Source organism: Pseudomonas sp. HMWF006, from assembly GCF_003061205.1.
Taxonomy (GTDB): domain Bacteria; phylum Pseudomonadota; class Gammaproteobacteria; order Pseudomonadales; family Pseudomonadaceae; genus Aquipseudomonas; species Aquipseudomonas monsensis.
The window spans coordinates 31,519-32,328 of sequence record NZ_QAIU01000380.1 but is presented as its reverse complement, the minus strand read 5'-3'; the positions used below and the strand labels follow the sequence as shown (position 1 = coordinate 32,328).

The window sequence follows — 810 nt, the reverse complement described above, 5'->3', positions numbered from 1 at the left end:
TTTCTCGGGCACCCTCGATGCATCGTTGAGCAAGGGCCAGTTTGTCGAAGTGGAGGGCGGGGCCCAGGCATTGCGGGTGTTTGGCCTGCTTAACTTCAACTCCATCGGCCGCCGCTTGCGTCTGGACTTCTCCGACCTGTTCGGCAAAGGCCTGAGCTATGACCGGGTCAAAGGCCTGTTGGTGGCGAGCAACGGCGTTTACGTGACCCGCGAGCCGATCCGCCTGACCGGGCCGTCGAGCAACATCGAACTGGACGGGACGCTGGATCTGGTCGGCGAACAGGTCGATGCCAAGTTGCTGGTGACCTTGCCGGTGACCAACAACCTGCCGATTGCCGCGCTGATCGTGGGCGCACCGGCTGTTGGTGGTGCCTTATTCCTGATCGACAAACTGATCGGCGACCGTGTGGCGCGCTTTGCCAGTGTGAAATACACCGTCAAGGGCCCGTGGAAAGAGCCGAAAATCACATTCGACAAGCCTTTTTGAACCGCCGCTAGTAGCATGGCCGAAGCCCCCTGCGCCAGCTTCTGCAGGGTTTGTGTTGATTTGCGGATAAGGAACGGCCATGTCTTTAGCGGTTATTCAAATGGTCAGCCAGAGCGATGTGCTGGCCAATCTGGCCCAGGCCCGACGCCTGCTCGAACAGGCTGCGGCCGGCGGTGCGAAGCTGGCGGTGTTGCCGGAAAACTTCGCTGCCATGGGCCGTCGCGACATCGCTGACATCGGCCGCGCCGAAGCACTGGGCGAAGGCCCGATCCTGCCGTGGTTGAAACAGACCGCCCGCGACCTCAAGTTATGGATAGTGGCTG

General features: G+C 61.1%; 2 protein-coding genes. Both read left to right on the top strand.

The window, feature by feature from the left end; translation table 11 throughout:
- The coding region (locus tag DBR24_RS32330) for an AsmA-like C-terminal region-containing protein (RefSeq protein WP_305889018.1) at positions 1 to 487 on the top strand (487 nt) is incomplete at its 5' end.
- A gap of 79 nt (positions 488 to 566) precedes the next feature.
- The coding region (locus tag DBR24_RS32325; RefSeq protein ID WP_305889017.1) for a nitrilase-related carbon-nitrogen hydrolase at positions 567 to 810 on the top strand (244 nt) is incomplete at its 3' end.